Origin of the sequence: Streptosporangium sp. NPDC020145 (assembly GCF_040631275.1) — a bacterium.
Lineage (GTDB): Bacteria > Actinomycetota > Actinomycetes > Streptosporangiales > Streptosporangiaceae > Streptosporangium.
On record NZ_JBEXZT010000011.1, the window covers coordinates 146533 to 169711 of the forward strand.

Genomic DNA, 23179 nt, shown 5'->3' on the forward strand with positions numbered 1-23179 from the left:
GGGAGGGACGTCAGAGGTGACCGGTCACCGGCCGCCGGGCATCGTGAACCAGTACCTTCCGAAGGTCACCGCCGTCACGACGCCCACCTTCGTCGGCGGGGGCATGCCCACGACGCCGAACTCAACGGCCTGCTGACTCGGGTCGGCCACGGAGGCGACCCCGGCGACGGCGACCCCGAACAGGCGGTGGGCGGGCACCGCGATCCCGGCGCTCGCGGCCTCGCCCTGGACGAAGCCGTTGACCGACGCGGGGTCGTTGCCGCCGTTCGTCCAGCCCAGCCGTGCGCTCCCGCCGAAGCCGGGAGCGCCCAGGCTGCCACGTGGTTCGTTGACGGTCACCTGGCCGTACCTGGTGATCGTGAGCCCCGCCGTTCCCCCGGCTCCGCCCATACGGCCGGTGGGCACGATCGCCGTGTAGTCGACCGAGATGTAGTCGGGAGTGAGGTCGTGCCCCATCTGCTTCAGGATGTGGTTCGAGGGGGGAAGTATGTTGGCCCAGGCGCCCTCCCATGCGCAGTTGAAGAGGCCGTCGACGCAGAAGGGCGCCGGCTCCGAATTGTCGATCTTCCGGTCCCAGCCCATCGGGGCGACCTCGTACTCCTGGCAGGGCCGGGCACCGCACGGACCACCGTTCAGAGGCGACATGTTGTCGCCGCGCGGGCGGGCGCCCTGCGGCCCCCAGTCCGCGTTGTCCGCGGTGGGACACGGCCTGGCACCGCACGTACCGCCCTTGAAGCCGGGGTTGTAGGGCGGGTTGTAGTCGTGCGCCGGGTTGTGGGCGCGGTTCTGGTGGGCGCCTCCCTTGCCGTCGCTGCACTCGCCGTCGGGGCACGAGCGGTGGATCAGCCCGTCGGGGTCGGTGAAGGAGAGCGGGTTGTTGTTGGCGTAGGTGTAGCCGTTGACCTGCTGGGAGTCCTTGATGTCGATGAGCGGGTCCACCGAGATGAACCGGCCCATGGCCGGGTCGTACTCCCGGGCGCCGAGGTGGGTCAGCCCGGTCTCGTCCATGGTCCCGCCGACGAACCCCTTGTTCATGGAGGTCGGCCACGTCCCGGTGAGGCCGCGCGCCTCGCCGAACGGGGTCATGCGGCGTACGGCGACCGCCTGGGTGTCGGTGTTGGCGATGACGTTGCCCGCGGTGCCGTGCTGGTCGCCGCTGAGCCAGCTGACGGTCGTCGAGGTGTTCCCCGAACGGGTGGCGACGACCTGTCCGCCGTGGGAGTAGTAGCGGGTGCCGGTCTTGGCCCCGCCCGAGGTGGTGTAGCGCAGCTCCTGTCCCGGCAGGTACAGCGTGGCCCCGGCCGGATCACGCTGGACCAGCCGGCCGCCGTCGGCGTCGTAGACGTAGCCGGTCGTGCCGGTGCCGTCCTGCACGGAGGTCAGGCGACCCTCCCTGTCCCAGGTCATGGTCTGGGTCCCGGCGGCCGACGAACGGGTCTTCATGTTGCCCGAGGCGTCGTAGGTGTGGGCGGTCGAGCTCGTGCCCACGCCGTCGGTGGTCGAGGAGGCGCTCAGCCGGTGCGCGCCGTCCGGCACGGTGTAGGTGGTGACGGCGTCGCCGGAGGTGGTGCCGTGTTTGACCATCTGTGTCCGGTTGCCGATGTCGTCGTAGGTGTAGGACTGCCAGTACGGGTTCGTCCCGCCGACCACCCCGGCGCCGACCGTCTGCGCGCACGTCGTGGACGTCTGCGTCCACGCCTGTTCGAGCCTGCGCAGGAAGTCGACGCCGAAGCACTGGGTGTCGCCGCCGGCCAGGTCCGACATCCGGGTGACGTTGCCCCCGGCGTCGTAGGCGAGGTTCAGCTCGGAGACGACGGCGGGAGAGCTCTCCTTCACGGTCTTGATCGTCTCCAGGCGCCGGGTGTCGCTCTCGTAGACGCGGGAGATGTCGGCGGTCCTGCCCGCGTTGTTCCTCAGCTTGATCTTGGAGACCTCACCGAAGCTGGTGTGGTCGGTCCCCGTCACGTAGCTGCCGCCCATGGTGGTGCCGAGCGTGGTCGGCAGGTCCAGCGCGTCGTAGCCGTGGCTCAGCTCCTCCTGGCCGAGGGTGCCGACGGCGGGCAGGCGGGTGGTCCTGGGCAGGCCGTTGGGCCAGTAGGTGTTGACGTAGGTGTAGGTGTTGTTCAGGCCCGTCTGCGCGGCCGGGATGCCGTAGACCACCTGGGTCGGCTGGTAGCCGACGGTGTACCCGGTGATCGTCTTGGTGTACTGGTCGGTGCCGTCGTACCTGGTCGACTTCGAGAGCTGTCCCTTGGCGACCGTGTCGTAGACCCATTCGGCACGCTTGTCGCCGGTGACCGAGTCGTCCCTGACGATCGTCCTACGTCCGAGGGCGTCGTAGGTGAAGGCGGTGACCTGGCCGCTCGCGTTGGTCGCGGTGACCAGGTCACCGGCGTCGTCGTAGGTCTTGGTGACCGTCCCGATGTCGGGGTCGGTGCTGCCGACCAGGCGACCGCGCAGGTCGTAGGTGTAGAGCCACTCGTTGCCCTCGGCGTCGGTCGTCTTGGCGAGCCTGCCCTTGTTGTCGAAGGCGTACGACGTCCTGATGAATCCGGCCGCGCTGCCCGCGACGTTCCCGGTGCGGTACTGACGCGTCTCGACGACCCGTCCGGCCGCGTCCTTCACCGACGAGGTGACGACGCCGCCCGCCGGCGGGGTGACGTCCTCACGGTCGCCGCCGTAGCCGAACACCGTGCGCCAGCGCTCGTCGACCCCTCCCGGGCTGGCGGGAGCCTCGTCCACCAGGTGCACCTGGGCGCTCGTACGGCCCGCGGAGTCGAAGAGGGTGTACTCGGCCGAGGGGACGTCCTGCGCGGGCACGACGAGCGTCGGGCCGGGCGCGGCGTCGGCGAGGTAGGGGTTGTGCGTCTTGAGGACACGTCCGGCCGAGTCGTAGAAGGTGTCGGTCACGACCACGTGGTCGGCCGTACCCGCCGCGTCGGCGCTCTGCGTCTGCCGCTGACGCATCAGGCTGTCGTAGAAGGCGTAGGAGGTGATGTAGTCGCCCGCGTGGTTGAGCCTCCTGCTGGTCACCACGATCGGCCCGGTGTCGCTCACCTGGTAGGCGTGGCCGATCGACGGCTTGTCGGCGTTGGACGACCTGTCGTTGCCCGGCAGCCACACCGCGGTCAACCGGCCGAGGCCGTCGTGGGCCAGGGCGGTCACCCGGCCGTTGGCGTCGGTCGTGGTCCGGGGAAGGCCGAGGGCGGGGTCGAGGACGGTGACGGTCGTCCAGCCGAGCGGGCCGGTGACCGTCTTCCCGGTGAGCGGCGCGCCCGAGGCGGGCGTGTACGCGGTCGTGACGGTGGCGCCGCGCGCGTCGGTCTCGGTCAGCACCCGCCCGTAGGCGTCGTAGGTGACCTTCCTGTCGGTCACGTACGACCAGGTGGACCCGGTGAGGGCCTTGACCGACTCGACCAGGGTGACGTCGCCCTTGGTCGGGGCGGGCGCGCCCTCCCAGGCCGTGGCGCCGTCGTAGGCGGTGCGCACGTCGGTGATCAGGTCCGTCTCGGTCACCGTGCCCGCGGTCACCTTGGCCTTGGCCGTGGCGCAGTCCAGCGCGAAGCTGCGCACGCGCGAGACCCGGTCGACCAGCCAGATGCCGGCGTTGCGGGTGTACTCGGTGGTGGAGCACTCCTCGTCGCCGGTGACCGCGTCGTCCCCCTTGTCCTCGGCCCACACCGGCATGCCGTAGGCGTCGAACTCGGTGAAGGAGGTGGTCGTACGGGGTGCCCTGCCGCCGTCCCTGGTGGTGCGGGTGTAGGTGGCGCCGTTGTCGACGAGGCGGGCGTGGACCGTCGAACCGTCGATCGTACGGCTGGCGGTCGGGTCCGACTGCCAGGGCCGGTAGACCGTGGCCCCGATCTCCACACCGTTGACGTCGCGGGAGACGACCTCGCGGACCATGCCGGCGAAGGCGTCCTCGTCGGCCGTCGCGGGGGCGCCGCCCGCGGCGGGCATCGTCACCGACCGGGTTCCCGAGGGCAGCCGGTCGCCGTTCATCCCCCGGAAGTAGCGGGTCTCCTCCAGGACGCGGGTGGGTCCCTCACCGGTGGTCCTGGTGACCAGGCCGTAGCCGCGCCACACCGACCAGGTCTTGTCGTCGTCCTGGAGCAGGCCGTCCTCGTCGGTGTAGTGCCAGGCGGGGGCTCCGCCGTACGTGAAGCCGGTGATCGTCCGGGGGGAGGAGCCGGTCGCCTCGGCCTGGGTCACCTGGGACACCACGTACTTGTGGAAGAAGTCGGTGATGGGTTCGGTGTGGCCGGACGGCGTCCACTTGACCGGGTAGCACCGCAGGCCGTGGTCGTGCAGGTTGTCCAGGGCGGGCGTCCTGGTGCCCGCGACGCAGTCGGCGCCGGCGTAGGTGACGTCGATCGTGCTCCCGGTCTCCGTCTTGATCGCACCGATCCGGTACCTGTTCATCGCCGGGTACTGGTCGCCCGCGGTGTCGACGCGGTTGGGCAGCAGCTTGGGGGTGAACCGCACCTTGGGCAGCGTCACCGCCGAGCCGGTCTCGGTGCTCGCCCGGCCGGTGTGGGTGATGGTGTTCAGCCACAGCACGGGGGTGACCGAGGTGCCCGAGCCCCGGTCGTCGGGGTCGGGGAAGGTGTGGTCGAAGGTCCACGACTCCACGTCACGCCAGGCGGACCCGGCGGTGTTCCACACCTGGGTGGTGACGGTCGAGAGCCGCTTGGTCGTCCAGAAGGTCGGGGAGATCTGCTGCGGCTTGCACGGGGAGGCGGTGCACTCCTGGTCGAAGGGAACATCCGGCCAGTGGGCGGCGTCCTTGGTCCCGCAGTCGGCCAGGCAGCGGTCGGCCGTGCCGAGCACCACCCGCATCTGCGGGGCGTCGTCCAGGCCGCGCGTGCCGTACTCGATCTTCTCCGGGTAGCCCGCCCTGTCGTAGTCGGCGGCGTCCGTCGTGGTGGAGTTGCGGCTGTAGCGGTTGGTCTCCTTGGCGTAGGAGACGCGCATCGTGTTGCCGTGGGTGTCGACCACGTAGTCGAGCTGCCAGCGGAAGGCCTGACGGCAGCTCGACGCGGCGAAGGTGCTCTGGTGGCACGCCTCCCCCGCGTGGTTGCCGAAGACCGGCACGCTCAGCGTGGACTGCGAGCCCGCGCGTCCGCCGAACCAGTACTGGGTGCCGTCGGTGTCGGTGGCGACCCACCACTCCCCGTTGTCGTCGCCGTTGGTCGTGCCGGTGCGCCGCTCGACCTTCAGGCCGTCGTCGTCGCGCAGGTGCCAGCGGTCGCCGTTCCTGATCAGCTCACCGGAGTGGCCGGGCAGTGACAGCGTCGCGTTGTCGGTGACCCAGCACAGGTCACCGGTCTCGGCCTGGTTGTTCGCGCCGTTCTCCATGTCCTTGGAGCAGGCGCCGTAGCGGCGTTCGATGAAGCCGGGGTGCCAGTCGAAGCCCTCCCCGACCCAGGAGGGCTGGGTGTTGGCCGCGGCCATGAGGCCGTCCACGCGTGCCGAGGAGTACGACAGCGTGAGCTGCGGCTCGGGTCCGCCGAGGCCGGGCGGCACCCGCATCGGGTAGGACCAGGTGAAGTCGCCGCTGTTGCCACCGGTGTTCCACGTCGACGACGGGGTGAGCGAGGTGGCGGCGTAGTCCCCGGTGGGACCGGAGGAGTCGGCGGCGAGCATGACCAGCCCGGTGGCGTTCACCTGGGCGCTGACCGTGCCCTTGTCCCTGTCCACGGTTGAGGGCAGCTCGACGGGGCCGCACCCGGGAGCCGTCCCGGTCGGGGCCGCGTCGGGGGTCGGGGAGACGGCCGGGGAGTCGGGGGGCTGCAGGGGCAGGGAGCCGGGGGTGGGACCGGAGGACATGCGGGTGGGGGTGGCCACGGGGGTGGCCGTGGAGGTGACGCGTGGCAGGGGCACGGTGCTGGGGGTGGGGGTGAGGGCGGGGACGGGCCCGGTCGGGGCGGGGATGGGGGTCCTGGTCCCTGTGCCCGCGGGGACGGGGGTCCCGGGCGGTGTGGGAGTGGAGGCGGCGGTGTGCTCGGGAGCGGGGGAGGCCGTGTGGGCGGGGGTGAGGACGCACGTGGAGACGCTCCACAGCCGCAGCCGGGAGGCCCAGTCGCCGCCGACGGCCGAGGCCATGCCCCGGTAGTCCACGGTGAGCCGCACCTTGTCTTCGGCACTCTGGGCCTTGTCGGTACGGGTCAGGCGCAGCGTCAGGGCGTCACCGCCCTGCCTGTCCGAGAGGTTCTCCACCCGCACGGTCGCCGGGCCGTGGCCGGCCGTGGCCGCGAGCCACACCGGCAGCCCGCCCGCGCGCACCGCCGTACCGCCGTCGGCGCTCCTGCCCGCCGCACCGTCCGGTACTGCGGGCAGGACGACATCGGCGCTCTCCCGCCCGGGCCACACGGGCCGCTCGGGTCGCCACGCCTTGACCTTGGGCACCTTGCCCGGCGTCGGTGGTTCGAACCGTTTCACCTTCACCGCGCGTTCCCGTGGGGGTCCGGTGGTGGCGGCCGAGGCGACCCCTCCGACCTCACCGGCGACAAGGGACGCGGCCAGCATGGTCGTCATCACCGTCGTCATCACCGCCGCGCCGACCAGTTTTCGGTTTCGTTTCCGCATAGGGACGTTCCTCGCCATGGGAGAAAGTGGCACTTTTCCGCCGATCGCACCTGATGGGCTTTATGCGCGAAAAGCCGCCTAACCAGGTGAAAAATAATTGCACTTCTCTTATCTCCACATCGCCGGAAATCTGCCATTTTTGGCTGGTTTACTGCCATTTTTGACAGCGCGGCGACCTTGACGAGATGCCGACGGCTACAGTCCAGCCCGGCAAGATCTACTCGGATAGGGGAAAACGGTGGCGGCACTTCGGCGGTCGGCCGTACTCGCAGCGTCGTTATTGATGATCATCGGCATGGTGTCCGCGACCGGCACCCCGGCTGCGGCGCAGTCGCCCCCGACCGCCGCCCCCGACTGCGCCGAATCGGTGCCTCGGACCGACGCGGCGATCAAGATGTCCAGGGCGTGCAAGACCAGGGTCGAGGTGGAGAGCGAACGCACCCCCACCACCCAGGTCTTCGTCAACCCCGACGGCAGCAGCACCGTCGAGCAGTACGCCCACCCCCGCCGGGTACGGCAGGCCGACGGCACCTGGACGAAGCCGGACCCCACCCTGGCGCCCGGAACCGACGGCCTCCTGCGGCCCAGGGCCTCGACGGTCGACGTCCGCCTGTCGGGCGGCGGCACCGGCCCCCTCGTGCGGGCCGTACAGGGCAAGGCCGAGCTGGCGCTCTCCTGGCCCTCCAGCCTGCCGCGGCCCACGGTGAGCGACGCCCGCGCGACCTACCCCGACGTGCTCGACGGCGTCGACCTCGTGGTGACCGCGCTCGACACCGGTTTCTCCTTCGTGCTGGTGGTCAAGACCCGCGAGGCCGCGAAGAACCCGGCCCTGCGGGAGATCACCCTGCCCACGGCCCTGACCGGCCTGAAGTGGGACGGGCCGCGCGCCGTGGACAAGCAGGGCAGGACGGTGTTCGCCGCCGACGCCCCCGCGATGTGGGACTCCTCGGGAAAACAGCCCTCGACCGCGGCCGCCCCGGCCGAGGACGCCAGGAGCGCACCCGTCGAACTGGGCGTCACGGCGGGCCGCGGACTCACCCTCAAGCCTGACACCGCCCTGCTGACCGACCCCAAGACGACGTTCCCGCTGTTCATCGACCCCACGGTCGGTTACACGTACTGGACGATGATCAACGAGGCGGCCCCGAACCAGTCGTACTGGGACTACGACCGGCGCAACTGCTCCGGCGGCTGGGACACCGACTGCGCGAAGGTCGGCTACTACCCCAGCGGCAACGACGGCGCCACCTACTCGCGCTACCGGTCGATGTTCCAGTTCTCCGCCGCCCCCTTCTCCGGCAAGCAGATCCTCACCGGCTCCCGGTTCACCATCGACCTGCTCAGCTCGACCTCCTGCTCCGACAGCACCACCTGGCTGCACACGGTCGGCACGACCCTGGGCCCGGGCACGACCTGGAACGCCGACGCCTGGAAGTGGAACGGCACCGAGGTCTCCAGCGTCGCCAACAACAGCTGCCAGTACGCCAGGAAGTTCACCGAGTTCCCGCTGGACTCGTGGGTGGTGTCCGGCAGGCAGTACGGCGGCTGGCTCACCCTCGGCCTGCGGGCCGACGACGAGGACAGCTCGTCGGGATGGAAGAAGTTCGACGCCACCACCGCCAGGCTCATCGTCAACACCAACACCGTCCCCAGCCCGCCCGGCTCGCTGACCGTGGACGGCAAGGCGTGCGCCACCGGCGGCGAACGGCCGTACGTGAGCACGCTGACGCCGAGCTGGCGCGCCTACCTGGCCGACGGCGACGGCGAGGCGATGACCGCCTCCTTCTACTGGCAGGCCATCGACCCGGCCGGAGCCCAGCAGGGACCGTTGACGCAGTCGAGCGTGGGCTCGGGGACGACGGCCGTGGTCACCCCGACCTCCGGCATCGCCGACAACACCGCCTACCGCTTCTGGGCCAGGGCGTCCGACGCCAACGCCACCAGCGACGAGTCGGTCAAGTGTGAGTTCGTCACCGACACCGTCAGGCCGCAGACGGCGACCGTGACCTCCGACGTCTACCCCGAGAGCGACAACGTCGCGGGCGGTGTCGGCCAGACCGGCAAGTTCACCTTCCAGAGCTCCCCCGACGTGGCCTCCTACAAGTGGGGCTTCTCCGACCCGCCCTCCACGGTCGCCATCCCCACCTCGGTCGGCGCCCCCGTGACCGTCGGCTGGACCCCCACCGAGGGCGGCGCCCACACCCTGTACGTGGTCGCGGTGGACCGCGCGGGCAACCAGTCGCCGCGTAGGACCCACTCCTTCGTCGTCGGCTCACCGGAGCCCGAGCTGGCCAGGTGGCTGCTCAACGACGCCCCCGGGTCGGCCACGGCCTTCGACGACACCGACAAGGGACGCGCCCTGACGATCAACGGCGGCGCCACCCTGGGCGAGCCCGGACGGCTGGCGCCCGGCCCCGACGGCAGGTCGCGCAGCGCGCTGCGCGTCGACAGCGCCGACGACTACGCCAGCCGGGCCGACTTCCTCAACACCGCGACCAGCTTCACGGTCTCCGCCTGGGTCAAACTGGCGGGCAAGGGCGCCGACAGCACCGTGGTCTCGCAACGGGGCACCGGCAACCGCGCCTTCTTCCTCTCCTACCTCGCGGCCCAGGACCGGTGGGCGATGACCGTCCCGTCGCAGGACACCGCGGGGGCCACCGCCTCGTCCGCCCTGTCGACCACCGTGCCGAGGGCCGGCGTCTGGACCCACCTCACCGGCGTGTACGACGCGGGGATCAGGTCCGTGCAGCTGTACGTCAACGGCACCCTGGAGGCCACCGTCGGCGACGTCACCGCCTGGGACGCCTCCGGCGCCTTCCAGGTCGGCGGCGGCTGGGGCGGCTCCCCCCTCGACGGCGCGGTCGCCGAGGTCAGGGCGTGGAACCGGGCCATCGCCACCACCGAGGCGGCGGCCATCGCCGACCCCACGCTGAACAGCAAGGTGGCCGAGTGGCACTTCGAGGAGGTCGGGCCGGGACCGGCCCACGACTCCTCCGGCATGTTCCGCGACCTCACCTTCTACGGCGGCGTGCAGGTCCCGCCCTCCGGCGCGGGGCACGGCGGCGCGACCGGTCTCCGTCTCGACGGCGTCGACGACTACGTGGCACCGGACGACCCGGTCGTCCTCACCGACCAGTCGTTCACCGTCTCCACCTGGGTACGGCCCTCGGACCTGACCCGCGCCCAGACGTTCGTCTCCGGCGGGTTCACCCTGTACTACGAGCCGGGCGGCGACGGTAAGTGGGTCTTCTCGATGCCCGCCTCGGCGACCGACACCGCCAACTCCACCTTCGCGATCACCTCCGTGGCCAATCCCACCGAGTACCACCACCTGGTCGGCATCTTCGACGCCCAGCAGCGCCACCTGCGGCTCTACGTCGACGGGGCGCTCAAGGTCACCGTGGGGATGCGCCCGCAGTGGCAGCCGTGGCGCTCCCAGCAGCCCCTGCTGATCGGCAAGGGCGCCTCGGGCGGCTTCGTCAAGGGCGACCTCGACGAGATCCAGATCTTCCAGGGCGTCGTCCCCGACGTCGCCGGTCCCACCGGGGTCGTGCGAGGCCTCGTCGACTTCAACGGCGACGGCAAGGCCGACTTCTGCCGCCGGGTCGGCGCGGTGCCCAACAGCAAGGTGGCGTGCACGCTGTCCACCGGCAGCGGGTACGGCATCACCATCACCTCCGGCGTGCTCGACTGGGGTCAGGACGCGGGCCGGGCCTGGGTGGACGTCAACGGCGACGGCAAGACGGACTTCTGCCGGCTGCGCGGCACCCAGAACCACACCGACGCCTACGCCAGCTGCACCCTCTCCACCGGCAGCGCCTTCGGCATGGAGGTCAACTCCCGCAACTTCGACCGGGGCTTCCCCGAGGACCGGGCCTGGGTTGACGCGACCGGTGACGGAAAGATCGACTACTGCCGCCGGGTCGGCGGTGTCCCCGAGTCCCGCCTGGCCTGCACGCCGTTCACCTCCGGCGGGTTCGGTGAGACCTTCATCTCCGACGTGCTCGACTGGGGCCAGACCACCGGCCGGGCCTGGGTCGACGTGAACTCCGACGGCAAGGCCGACTACTGCCGGATCCGCGGCACCCAGAACCACACCGACGGCTACCTCAGCTGCGCCCCCTCGACCGGCACCGGCTTCGGCAGGGACGTCAACTCCGGCAACACCGACTGGGGTTACACCGAGGACCGGTCCTGGACCGACGTCAACGGGGACGGCAACGCCGACTACTGCCGCAGCGTAGGGGCCACCTCCGCCAGGACCATCGCCTGCAACACCTCGACCGGCACCGGCTTCGGCCCGCTGTTCCTCTCCGGCGCGCTCGACTGGGGCCAGGCGACCGGCCGGGCGTGGGTGGACGCGACCGGTGACGGAAAGGCCGACTTCTGCCGGGTGTTCGGCACCCAGAACCACGTCGACACGCACGTCGGCTGCCTGACCTCGACCGGCACCGGCTTCGGCGCCGAAATCACCTCGGACACGATCGACCAGGGCTACCCGGAGGGACGCAACTGGTCCGACGCCAACGGCGACGGAAAGATCGACTACTGCCGCCGCACCGGCTTCGCCACCGACCAGAAGGTCGGCTGCACGCTGGCGACCGGAACCGGCTTCGGCACCTCCTTCTACTCGGGCGCCCTCGACTGGGGACTGGTGAACTGACCATGAGCACACGACCGACGACAAGACTCGGGACGGCCCTGCTCACGCTGCTCGTCGCGACCGCCGTACCGGGGGCCGCGCGGGCCGGGACCGGCCCGTCGTCAGCCGGCTGCATCCCGTCGGGCACCGAGACCGCGATCAACGCCGCCCTGACGGGGCCCGGCGCCCAGGCGGTGCTCTGCCAGGGCGCGGTGTTCACCCTGTCCGAGCCGGTCCGCTTCACCGCCGCCGACCAGGAGCTGTTCACCGAGGGCCTGCCCGAGGGCACGACACGCGCCACCCTGCGCCTCGCCTCCGCGACCGTCACCACCGCCGTCGACGGAGTCGGCCGGAGCCGGGTGGCCGTACGCAACGTCCAGATCGACGGCGACCGCCCCACCCTCGGGCCGAAGACCGGGTCGGCCCTGGTCCAGATGGGCGGCGCCGCCACCGGGCAGATCGTGGAGAACAGCGCCATCAGGAACCCGCGAAGCTGGTCGGCGCTGCACTACTACGAGGGCGCCGTCAGCTCGGGGACGCCGCAGTGCCAGGGCGCCCGGATCACCGGCAACCGCATCGGCCCCGCGGGCGTCGACCGGCCGAGCGGCCAGTGGGCCGACGGGATCTCGCTGGCCTGCGGCGACTCCGTCGTGAGCGGCAACACGGTCGTGGACGCCACCGACGGCGGCATCGTCATCTTCGGCGCCCCCGGCTCGACCATCGAGAACAACACCGTGCGGGCCGAACACAGCGAACTGCTCGGCGGCATCAACCTGGTCGACATCGCCCCGGTCGACGGCGACTACACCGGCACGACGGTCCGCGGCAACGTGGTCGACGCCAAGAGCGCCTTCATCAAGGTCGGCATGGCCATGGGCTGGCAGGTGTGGACGTGCGGAACCGGCACCGTCCACGGCGCGACCGTGACCGGCAACACCCTGCGCGGCCTGCACATGGGGTACGGCTACGCGGTCAACGGCGTCCGCGACTGGACCGTCACCGGCAACGTGGACGAGTCCCGGCACGTCGGCGTCCCGACCACGGGCTGCGGCGGCACCCCGCTGTCACGGCCGGGCGGCTACCAGGTGCAGGCGGCCTCGACCTCGACCCTGCAGCCGGAGTTCGCCTCCGGGCAGGTCCACCACGTGCTGGGCGTCACCGAGCCCGCGATCCTCAAGGTCGGCACCGCCCCCACGGCCTGTATCTGGTTCCAACCCGACGAGGCCCTGTTCCCCGGGGCGTCCCAGACCTCCTGCGACGGGCGTTTCAAACTGACCTACCGCCGGGACGGCGACCTGGTCCTCACCCAGGTGAACGTCACCGCCCCCCTGTGGTCCTCCGGTACGGCGGGCAGTCCCGGCGCGGTCGCGTTGATGCAGCAGGACGGCAACTTCGTCATCTACGACGCGGCCGGAGTCGCCCTGTGGTCGACCAGGACCGGCGGCTCCTCCGGCGCCCGCCTGGCCGTACAGGACGACGGCAACGTCGTCGTCTACACCCCCACCGGCACCCCTCTCTGGAGCACCCGCACCGGAGGCCGGTAACCCCTTGCGAGACGTCCTCCGGCCACGTCCGGCGAAAGATCGCATGGGCGGTGGCCGGGGCGGCGTGGGGTGGGCGACGGTGCCGCTCTTGAAACATCCGTCGTGATCGGTAGCGTTGTCCCCTCCGTATCGATGATGCTGTGGAGAGGATCTGCTTTCCCGCAGGGGAGCCACGCCTTCAGATCAGGAGCGATAGGTGGAGCGCCAGGAGGCATCGGACGGAGTACCCCTGTCTCCGGAACAGATCTCGGCCGCCCAGCAGGGGGCCCGGGGCTGGGTGCTCCGGGCGGCCGGGCGCCAGTTGGCAAAGGCGACGCCGCGACTGCTCCTGGCGACTCTGTGCGCCAGCGCGCTGACTCCGCTGGCCCTGGCTGAACCGGGGCTGGCGGTGCAACTGGCCGGGATGAACGTCATCGGATCGGTCGGCGGCAACATGCTGGCCACCGTCATCAGCTCCGCTCTGGACACCGCCATCGCCCGTACCGGCGGCACCGAGGAGGAGCGTGCCGCGCGCCTGGAAGAAGAACTGGCCGTACGGCTGGAAGAGGCCCTGCGGTTGGGGGACGCCCGTGCCGACGCGCTGGCCGAGGCCCTGGTGGCGACGCTGGAGGCGGTGGACGCCACCCGCGCGGCTCTCGGCGAGGCGCTCGCCGGTGGGCATGCGGAGCTGCTGGAACGGATGGCGTCGGGCTTCGCCGAACTGGGCCGGCAGAACACGGCACTGGCGCCGATGCTGGAGCGGCTCGACGCGGCGGCCGGGGAGATCCAGGAGATCCTCTACCAGCAGGACGCCGAGCGCCGCCACCAGACCGCGTTGCTGGTCACGGTACGCGATCGGCTGAATGTTCTGGAGCGCCGTCTCACGACGGGGGTGTCCTCGGCGCCGGAACCGCAGTGGATCGGCGGTTGCCCCTATCAAGGGCTGGCGCCGTTCGGGCCGGCGCAGGCGACGGTCTTTCACGGGCGCGGACAGGCCGTCTCCCGGCTGGTCGCCATGGTCAACGGCGGAGGCCTCGTCGTCGTGACCGGGGCATCCGGTGTGGGAAAGTCCTCACTCCTGCATGCCGGGCTGCTGCCCACGCTCACGGCTCCGTCTCCCCACCATGATCTCGATGACGCGCATCAGATCACCTTCACCCCGGGGACGACCCCCTTACGGCGCCTGGCACGGGAGCTCGCGGTCCCGTGCAGCGCCGACAGCGGCGCGGTCCTCGGCGAACTGCGTGAAGATCCCGCGCAGGCCGCCGACTGGACACGGCAGATGCTGTCCGCCGTGATGATCCGCCGGCGGCAGCAGGGCGGGAACGGTGAGGGGCCGCGAAAAGTGGTGATGGTGGTCGATCAGTTCGAGGAGCTGTTCACCCTGTCCGCTGAGGGACCCGCGGAGAGGGCCGCCTTCGTGGACGCGCTGCACTCGATCGCGACGGGAGGGTCCGGGGTGGTCGTGGTGGCCGTACGCGGCGATTTCGTCGTGGAGCATTGCGCCGCCCACAGCGCGCTGGCACGGGCCCTGGAAGAGCGCATGTTCGTGCTTGAGCCGATGCGTGAGGCGGAGTTGCTGCGGGCCATCACCGGACCCGCGGCCGCGGCCGGGCTTGAGGTGGAGAAGGACCTGGCCGAGCAGGTGGTACGGGAGCTGGCGGGGCACCTGCGAGCCCCGGAAGACGTGGGGACGGCGCTGCCTCTGCTGTCGATGGCGATGGTGCGGATCTGGGAGAACCGCGACGGCGATCGGCTGACCCGGCAGGGATACGACCGTTCCGGCGGTGTGGCCTCCGCCGTCCAGGACGCCGCCGAGAGAGTGTATGGCCGCTTGGATCCCGAACAGCAGGAGATATCCAGGCGCGTCATCATGGCGCTCGTGCTCCTGAACGACGACGGGCATGTCGTCCGCCGCCGTTTGAGTGTCGACGAGTTGACCGTCCTCTGCGCGGAGCGGCCTGAAGCCGTCAGAGAGGTGGTCACGGCCTTCACCGAAGACCGGCTCATGGTCACCACCGAGACCGTCGAACTCGCCCATGATGTGCTGACGACGGCGTGGAGTCGTCTGCGTGGCTGGCTGGACGACGACCGCGTCGACCGGATTCTGCACGGAAAGATCGAGAAGGCCGCCGCCGAGTGGGACGCGAAAGAGCGCGAATCCTCTTTTCTCTACCACGGCGCGCAACTGGAGCACGCCGGGACGGCCGGAGCGCGCTGGCGTGCCGACCCCCGGCGTGGTCTCCGGCTGACCTCCGTGGCCGAGGAGTTCCTTCGTGCCGGTACCGCCGCCGCCGCACGGAACCGGCGCCTGTGGCGAACGGTGCTCGTGGGACTTGGCGTCCTGGGCGTGGGATTGGTCGGCGTCTCGGTGTTTCTGGTCTTCTCCAACCAGGAAGTCGGCCGACAGCGCGATGCGGTACAACAGCGGAGCAACGAGATCATGTCCCGCCAGGTGGCCGCTCACAGCGAGACGCTGTCCGCCGATCCCGTGACGTCGGCCCGGCTGGCCGTGGCGGCATGGGCCATCGCGCCGACCGACGAGGCGCGGGCCGGCCTGGTGGCGGTTCTCAGCAGACCCGAACGTGCGGTCCTGGCAGGTCGCGCGGGCGCGGTCGAATCCGTGGCCTTCAGCCCGGACGGCTCCCGGCTCGCCACCGCGGAGACCGGCGGCGCCGTACGTCTTTGGGACACCGCCACCTACAGGCGACTGGGTTCCCCCATGACCGGTCACGAGGGAGCCGTACGATCCGTGGCCTTCAGCCCGGACGGGACCCGCCTGGCCACCGCCGGCAGCGACGGGACGACGCGGGTGTGGGATCTCACCACACACGAACAGCTCGGCGCCCCCATGAAGGGCCACGACGACGAGATCCGGTCCGTGGCCTTCAGCCCGGACGGCTCCCGCCTGGTCACCACCGGCGGTAAGACCCACATGTGGGACCTCACGACCCGCGAACGGGTCGGCGTCCCGATGGCCGGGACATGGTCGGCCGCCTTCAGCCCGGACGGGTCACGCCTGGTCACCGCGGACGACGACGGCGCCGTACACCTGTGGGACACCCGCACCCACGCGCGGATCGGAGCCCCGATGAAGGGCCACGACGGCGTGGTGTGGTCGGTCGCCTTCAGCCCGGACGGGTCACGCGTCGCCAGCGCCGGAATCGACGGCACCGTCCGCATCTGGGACACCGCCTCTCGTGAACAGGTGGGCAGCCCGATGACCGGCCACAAAGGGGCCGTACGGTCCGTGGCCTTCAGCCCGGACGGAGCCCAGCTCGCCACGGTCGGCGACGACGGGACAGCGCGGGTGTGGGATCCCGCCACCCGCAGGCAGATCGGCGCCCCGATGAGCAGCCACCAGCACCCGTCCTCAGTGGCTTTCAGCCCTGACGGGGCGCGGCTGGCCACCTCCGGGAACGACGGCGTACGGCTGTGGGACGTCACCGTCCACAGACAGGTCGGCGTCCCGATGGGAAGACTCGACGGCTCGGTACGCAAGGCGGTCTTCAGCCCGGACAGGACCCGGCTGTTCACCACGGGAGGCGACGGCGCGGCACAGCTTTGGGACCTGGCCACCCGCCGTCCCCTGGGAGACCCGTTGGCCGGCCATGTGGGCGAGCTCTTCTCGGTCGCCCTAAGCCCGGATGGGACTCGCCTGGCCACCGCCGGAGGCGACGGGACCGTCCGTCTGTGGGACGTGATCAATCATCGGCGGCTCGGAGAGCCGCTGGTCGGCCACACGGGTCCGGTGGAGTCCGTGGCGTTCAGCCCGGACGGCTCCCGGCTCGCCACCGCCGGTGACGACGGGACCGCCCGGCTCTGGGATCTGGCCGCCTACCGGCAGCTCGGCAAGCCGGTCAGTGAAGGCCAGGGCCCGCTCTTCTCAGCCGTCTTCAGCCCGGACGGATCGCGCCTGGCCGTCGCGGGGAGCGACGGGGCCGTTCGTGTGTGGGATCCGGAAACCCGCCGACAGCTGGGCGACCCGTTCGTCGGACACAAGGGCCCGGTCTTCTCCATCGCCTTCGATCCGAGCGGATCCCGGCTCGCCAGCGCCGGAGGCGACGGTACGGCACGGCTCTGGGAGGTGGCCACCCACCGGCAGATCAGAGCTCCGCTGACCGGGCACGAAGGTCCGGTACAGACCGTGGCCTTCAGCCCGGACGGGACCCGCCTGGCCACCGCCGGAGGCGACGGCACCGCCCGGCTCTGGGAGGTGGCCACCCACCGGCAGATCGGTGATTCCCTGACCGCTCATGAAGGGCCGGTCTACTCGGCCGCGTTCAGCTCGGACGGTTCCCGGCTCGTCACCACGGGGATGACGGTGCGGATCTGGGACGTGGAGTTGCCCGACGAGCTGGCCGGGGCGGTCTGCGCCGTCGCGGGCCGGCCATTCGACCAGCGGGAATGGCGGCAGTTCATTCCGTATGAGCCGTACCGTCAGAGCTGCTCCGCTCCCCGGTGAGCGAGGACTACATCCCCTAGACCTCTTATCTTCAAAAGGCGCGTAATCGCTCGCGTCTCGTTCGTCTAATGTGTGATCACACTCGCACCGACGGGCCCTGGGAATTCGCTCCCGGGCCTTTTCTTGCCGTCCCCCGCAAGGAGTGCCGTGAGTCACCTGAACGACGGCCGTTCCCGAATCATGGAATTCTGGCGGGCCTGTGAGCTGTTCAGCCCGCAGAGCATTCCGAAGGTCAACCCGCGGGACGAGCGTGAACCCGTGTTCCACGTCAAGCCGGGTGAACCGCTCCCCTGGCATCCGGACCATCCTCTCCGGCGCAGACGTATCAAGCCCACGATGGCCTGGCGGCACATCCTCTACGGCGGCGTCTTCCCCCTCGACCGGATGCGTGTCCTGCTGGAGCACGTCTTCGGCACCGATTCGGAGAGCTTCGACGCCGCCCCGCGAGGCTCCAGCGCCCTGTTCGCGCTGATCCTCACCGAGGAGGGCCGGCCGTTGCTCGGCACCTGGGAGTTCTCCAGTGGAGCCTGGGCCGCGGGCCGTACGGTTCACCCCGGCCCAGGTCAGGCCGACTGGCTGGAGGGGTTCGAGACCGCGTGCGGCTCCTTGGGCGTGGCGGTCGAGGACCTCGTCGCCGCCTTCGAACACGACGAACGGGCCACCGAACTCCGGGGGAAGGGCGTGTCCGTCGGACGCCCACTCGGATATGAGGACCTTGCCTCCCTGGTGAAACTGACCGCCGAAGATTTCGGCGTGGAGAGTGTCCTGCGCCCCGAGGGACTCGTCGTCAAATCCGTTCAGGTCTCGCGCAGGCGGGAGCACTCCTCGGACGAGGGGACCGATTTCCTCAACAGCTTCATCGCCGACGACCTGAAACGGGTGGCCGCCGCCGTCCGGACCGGCGCGTACGGCTCCGCCCTGGACGCCTACCTCCAGTCCCGTGAACCGGAGCGCACCGACCTGCGGCAGAATCCGCACGTGGTCCTGGAGCACGTGGCTCCCGACCTCGTGCCCGCCGGCCGCTGGCCGCAGGGGCCGGAGAAACCGCTCGCGCTCAGCCAGCAGTTCGCCGTCAACACGATCATGACCGAGCTGGCCCCGCAGGCCGGGCTGTTCGCGGTCAACGGCCCACCCGGCACCGGCAAGACCGCGATGCTCAGAGACCTGATCGCCGCCAACGTGGTGGAGCGCGCGCTGCGGCTGTCGAAGCTGGCGCACACCGCGTTGGCGTTCACCGGGGAGATGCGCTGGCAGACGGGGCACTACCGGCGGGTGGTGAGCCTGTGGCGGGAGGATCTCACCGGGTTCGAGATGGTGGTCACCTCGGCCAACAACGGGGCCGTGGAGAACGTCACGACCGAGATCCCCGCGCGAGGAGCGATCGACGCGCCGTGGCGGGATGAGGTGACCTACTTCGACGACATCGCGAGCCGTGTCCTCGGCGAACCCGCGTGGGGGCTGGTGGCCGCCAAGCTGGGCAGGAAGTCCAACCGGGTGGAGTTCGCCGGCAGGGCCTGGTACGGCACCGCCGACGAACCCGGCCTCCGCGCGGCCTTCGAGGCATGGCAGACCAACAGCGGTTCCTCATGGTCCACCGCCGTCAGGTCCTTCAATCACGCCTACGAGAAGGTCCGCGAACTGCAGCGGGAGCACTCCGCCACCCACGCCGCGCTACGCGACCTGTCGGCTCTGCGCCACGCGGTCGAAAGCGCCACCCGGGACGTCTCCGCCGCCGAGGCCCGTCTCGGTCGGCTTCGCGACGAGCAGGACCGGCTGCGGCGGCAGGAGGCCTCGGCCCAGCAGGACGTGGCCGAGTGGGAAGGGCGACGTCAGGAGCACCAGCGGTTCCAGCCGACGCTGGTCACCGCGATCTTCACCCTCGGAAAGGCCTCTCGCGAGTGGCTCGCGCAGGACCGGGACCTGGCCGGGCGGGTACAGGCCGCGCAACACGCGCTCGCCGACGTCTCCGCCCGCCTGACGGCTTCGAGGCTGCCCGTCATCGAGGCCACCTCCGATCTCGTCAACCGGAGAACGGCCCTGGACACGGCGAACTCCCGCCTCGCCAGGGCCCGGTCCCGGCTGGCCGAACAACAGGACGCGCTGGGTGCCTTCTTCCCCGGCGAGCAGTGGTGGGCCGACGCCGAGCGGCGCGAACACCAGACCCTGTGGACCGACGCGGTGTGGAACGCCGCACGCAGTGAGCTGTTCGTCGAGGCGCTCCGCCTCCATCAGGCCTTCCTGCGCGCCGAGGCGTCCCGGATGCGCAAGAGCCTGCAGGCCGCCATGGACGTCCTGGGCGGTGAGACGCCCGCGGACGTTCCCGAAGCGGCCGTCCGGGCCGCCTGGCAGAGCCTGTTCTTCCTCGTCCCGGTGGTCTCGACCACGTTCGCCTCCTTCCACCGGGTGTTCTCCCACCTCACCCAGGAGGCGCTGGGCTGGCTCTTCATCGACGAAGCCGGGCAGGCCGCCCCGCAACTCGCCGCGGGGGCGATCTGGCGCTCGCGGCGTGTGGTCGCCGTGGGCGACCCTCTCCAGCTCGAACCCGTCGTGACGCTGCCGTTCTCCGCCCAGCGGGCGCTGAGCCGTACCTTCGGTGTGCGGGAGGAGAGATGGTTGCCCGGACGCACCTCGGTGCAGCAACTGGCCGACCACGTCAACGCCTACGGCACCTCCCTTCCCGGCGAGGACGCCCCCGTCTGGGTCGGCGCGCCACTGCGGGTTCACCGCCGCTGCGACCAGCCCATGTTCGGCATCTCCAACGCCATCGCCTACGACGGACTCATGGTGTACGGCAAGCCGGAACAACCTCCGATCTCCCTGCCGGACAGCATGTGGATCGACGTGACCGGCACCGCCTCCGACGGCCACTGGGTCCGTGAGGAGGGTGAGGTGCTGGAGCGGATCCTCCGCCGCCTGACACGCGAGGGAATCTCTCCCGAGAGCGTCTTCGTGATCAGCCCCTTCCGTGACGTCGTGCGGGGGGTCAAGAGTGTGGTGCGTTCCTTCGAGGGCGTGGAGGCGGGCACGGTCCATACGGCGCAGGGCAGAGAGGCCGACGTGGTCGTCCTCGTCCTTGGCGGTGACCCGAGCAGCCCCGGCGCGAAGCGCTGGGCCGCCCAGCGCCCCAACCTGCTCAACGTCGCGGTCAGCCGCGCCAAGCGACGCCTGTATGTGATCGGGGACCACACGCAGTGGTCGAAACAGCGCCACTTCGACGTCCTGGCCCGCGATCTCCAGCGCGTCACGCTGCCGCCGCCCGCCGCCGCCCCCGACCGGTAGACGGGCGGCCCGGGGTGGGGCCTCCCCCGCTCCCACCGGTCATCGCCGTCGGCGATCCTGGCAGCTCTCCCCTGTGATCAGGTGCCGTGTCAGGACTTTCCGGCGAATATCCAGCGGTTGCTCGCCAGGGAGTCGTTCGGCACCGGGAGCGGGCCCCGGCCGTAGTGGTAGGTGAAGTCGAAGGGGGTGCGGACCGTGGTCGCCCAGCCGAGGTCCTTCAGGTGGCCGACGGAGTCGGGGCGGGGCTCCCCGTCGAACAGGGCGAGGAGATCGACGCCGATCCGCTGTCTGGTCACGGTGTAGACGGGACTGGCCCGGACCTGCGGCGACTCCACCCCGAGCTTGACCTCGCAGGCCAGGACGCTTCCCGGGGCGCTCAGCCGGTTCACGCTCTCGACGAGCCCCCGCTCGGCCCACGGCGGCAGGTAGAGCAGCAATCCCTCGGCCAGCCAGGCGGTCGGCACGGCCGGGTCGAACCCCGCCTCGGCCAGCGGCCGGACCCAGTCGTCCCGCAGGTCGGCCGCGATCGTGCGGCGGGTGGCCTTCGGGACGGCGGCGAGGCCGTCCAGCACCCGGTGCTTGAACGCCAGGACGCCGTCCCGGTCGATCTCGTGGACGACCAGGCCCGGCGGCCAGTCGAGCCGGAAGGCCCGCGTGTCGAGACCCGCCCCGAACAGGACGACCTGCCGCACGCCCGCGCGGGCCGTGTTGACGAGGAAGTCGTCGATGACCCGGGTGCGCAGGCCGAAGTAGCGTCCCAGCCTGCCCCACAGGGGGTCGGCCTCCCCGTCGGGAACCTGCTCGGGGCGCACCGGCCAACCGGCCGAGACGGTGGCGGCCCGCACGAAGTGCTCGGCGTAGGGGTCGCCCGCCAGGGCGTCAGGGCGGTGGGTCTCGATCGCCCGCGCGGCGGCCACCATGAGGGCGGTCAGGCCGACCCCCTCCTCGACGCCGACACCTACGGCCGAGATCAGGCCTTCGTCCCGGGTGTACGGCATGCTCCCTCCTCTTCCTCCGAAGGCGTCCACGGATGGTCGTGGGTGGCGAGGTAGGCGCCGTACAGAACGCGCATGAAGCGCAGGATGTCCACGTCCTGCAGGTGCAGGCCGGTGGTGCAGTCGGTCAGCACCGTGATGTGGAACCCCTTCTGGAAGGCGGTCCTGGCGGTGGAGTCGACGCAGACGTCGGCGTACAGCCCGGCGAGGACGAGCCGTTCGACCCCGCGGCTGACGAGGTGCCGCTCGAACCCCTCGCTGAGGAAGGCGTCGAAGCACGCCCGCTTGGTGAAGACCCGCTCCCTCGGCTCCGGTGAGACCGTACGGAACTCCGCGCCCCACGAGCCCTCCAGGCATTTGGGCCGTTTGCCCAGCGCGCGGTCACGGCGCCGCCAGCTGGGTCCCTGGTGCTCGGCGTCACCGACGAAGCGGACGAAGACCACCTCGGTGCCGTGGGCCCGCGCCCGGTCGACGGCCAGCGCGGTGTTCGCCGCGACGGCCTCCAGCCTGGTGGGGTCGCCCGGGTAACGGGCCAGTGCCCGGGGGCCGGCGCAGAAGTCGTTCTGCAGGTCCACGACGACCAGGGCCGTGGCCGTCACGACTCCACCGGCGGGGCCTCGAACGTCTCCAGCAGCGCCTCGACCACGGCCGTCGTGGAGTGACGTCCGCCGAGGTCGGGGGTGCCGACGCCCTGACGGGCGAGGGATTCGAGGCCGCGCTCGACCATCCGCACCGCTCCGGCGCAGCCCGCGTGCCGTTCGGCGATCGCCGCCGCGGCCCGTACGGTCGCCACCGGGTTGACCGTGTCCTTCCCTGCCAGGTCGTCGGCGGAGCCGTGCACGGTCTGGTACTCGACCAGCCCGGCCGCCTCGGGGTGCAGGTAGACGTTCTCCGTGCAGCGGTTCTCCTGGCGCTCCGAGCCGAAGCGGTCGAGCAGGACCACGTGCATGATGTCGGCCCACTCGTTGCCCGCGATGATCATCGTGCGGGGGCGCGGGCCGTACTCGATCAGGTTGCGGTTCACCGTGTCCGGCTGGAACAGGTCGATCTCGACGCCGTGCCGCGCGGCGCTCTCGGCCACCCACTCGTCGAGGGCGCCGTCGAGCAGGTGGAACTTGTAGGCCATGATGATCCGCTCGGCTCCGCCGTCCGGCCACTCCTGCCGCGCGCGCCGTACGGCGAAGGCGATGACCTGCTCGGTGATGTCCCGGCTGAACGCCATGGTGCGTACGAGGAAGCCGGGGGCGTGGGTGTTCTCCCCGGTGTAGAAGCCCTGGGCCTCGTCCCTGACCAGCAGCAACGACGTCTCGGGGGTGGTGATGGCGTCGACCTTGACCGCCCGCAGGCGCTGGCGGACGAGGTAGAGCGACTGGGCGTTGATCGCCGTACGGAAGACGGCCGGGACGCCGAGGGCGGCCCGCGTGCGGCAGAACTCCGCGTAGTGGTCGGCGTCCTGCCGCGTGAGTTCGCGGATCTGCTCCACCCCTGCGCCGGCCCTCAGCGACGAGTAGGAGTGGTAGAGCCTTTCCGACCGGGTGAGGTCGATGCCGACGGAGTGCGTGTCGGCGATGCCGGTCAGCACCCGTTCGAAGACGGCCGCGAGTTCGGGGCCCGTCCCCTGGCCCACGGCGAGTCCGATGACTGGTTCCACCTGTTGCTCCTGGTGTCGACGAAGGCCGGACGTGGG

8 protein-coding genes are annotated in these 23179 nt (G+C 70.9%); 4 read left to right on the top strand and 4 right to left on the bottom strand.

Features of this window, described 5'->3' with window-relative positions:
- Positions 1-24 precede the first annotated feature (24 nt).
- A complete protein-coding gene (locus ABZ463_RS21745) occupies positions 25-6588 on the bottom strand; it encodes an RHS repeat-associated core domain-containing protein (protein ID WP_362778355.1) in 6564 nt (2187 codons plus the stop codon).
- Between the two features lie 283 nt (positions 6589-6871).
- Here ABZ463_RS21745 and ABZ463_RS21750 point away from each other — a divergent pair, with 283 nt between their 5' ends.
- From ABZ463_RS21750 to ABZ463_RS21765, 4 genes are all read left to right on the top strand, one after another.
- On the top strand, positions 6872-11251 hold the full coding sequence (locus ABZ463_RS21750) for a LamG domain-containing protein (RefSeq protein WP_362778357.1): 4380 nt from the start codon (positions 6872-6874) through the stop codon (positions 11249-11251).
- Between the two features lie 2 nt (positions 11252-11253).
- On the top strand, positions 11254-12774 hold the full coding sequence (locus tag ABZ463_RS21755) for a right-handed parallel beta-helix repeat-containing protein (RefSeq protein ID WP_362778360.1): 1521 nt from the start codon (positions 11254-11256) through the stop codon (positions 12772-12774).
- 196 nt (positions 12775-12970) lie between these two features.
- A complete protein-coding gene (locus ABZ463_RS21760) occupies positions 12971-17218 on the top strand; it encodes a hypothetical protein (protein WP_362778363.1) in 4248 nt (1415 codons plus the stop codon).
- 147 nt (positions 17219-17365) lie between these two features.
- On the top strand, positions 17366-20497 hold the full coding sequence (locus ABZ463_RS21765) for an AAA domain-containing protein (RefSeq protein ID WP_362778365.1): 3132 nt from the start codon (positions 17366-17368) through the stop codon (positions 20495-20497).
- 89 nt (positions 20498-20586) lie between these two features.
- Here the strand turns inward: ABZ463_RS21765 and ABZ463_RS21770 are convergent, their stop codons facing one another.
- From ABZ463_RS21770 to ABZ463_RS21780, 3 genes are read right to left on the bottom strand one after another with little or no spacing between them, the layout of a single operon-like run.
- A complete protein-coding gene (locus tag ABZ463_RS21770) occupies positions 20587-21495 on the bottom strand; it encodes a class I SAM-dependent methyltransferase (protein WP_362778367.1) in 909 nt (302 codons plus the stop codon).
- A complete protein-coding gene (locus tag ABZ463_RS21775; protein ID WP_362778369.1) occupies positions 21468-22091 on the bottom strand; it encodes a cysteine hydrolase family protein in 624 nt (207 codons plus the stop codon). Before ABZ463_RS21775 ends, ABZ463_RS21770 begins: the two co-directional genes overlap by 28 nt.
- A complete protein-coding gene (locus ABZ463_RS21780; RefSeq protein WP_352015952.1) occupies positions 22088-23143 on the bottom strand; it encodes an isocitrate/isopropylmalate family dehydrogenase in 1056 nt (351 codons plus the stop codon). Before ABZ463_RS21780 ends, ABZ463_RS21775 begins: the two co-directional genes overlap by 4 nt.
- Positions 23144-23179: the final 36 nt, after the last annotated feature.